1 pseudogene is annotated in these 265 nt (G+C 50.6%); it reads left to right on the top strand.

The features are described from left to right. Window positions 1–138: 138 nt before the first annotated feature. Window positions 139–265, top strand: a pseudogene (locus MTCD1_RS19390) (helix-turn-helix domain-containing protein); the annotation flags it as partial.

The following is a 265-nucleotide window of genomic DNA, read 5'->3' as shown; positions in this document are numbered from 1 at the left end:
TGCAGATGTAAGAAAGCCCGCTTTAGTTTGACGACCGAACGGGCTTAATACCTAGAGAGGCAACAACATGTTACGTAAACAAGTGTGTGACGTCAATTCGGCTGCTTTTGCTGAGTTGGCTGAGCGGGGGAGACTCGCATGAGTATGGACCTGATGGTTAAGGCCATGAAGGCGAAGGTGGGTAATCCTTTGCGCAAGCTGGTGCTCATTAAGCTGGCCGATAATGCCAGCGATAGCGGTGAGTGTTGGCCGAGCTATCAACATA

It is taken from the genome of Colwellia marinimaniae, assembly GCF_002207865.1.
Lineage (GTDB): Bacteria > Pseudomonadota > Gammaproteobacteria > Enterobacterales > Alteromonadaceae > Colwellia > Colwellia marinimaniae.
Note: the sequence above shows the minus strand (reverse complement) of the source record. Positions and strands in the feature narration are given on the sequence as shown.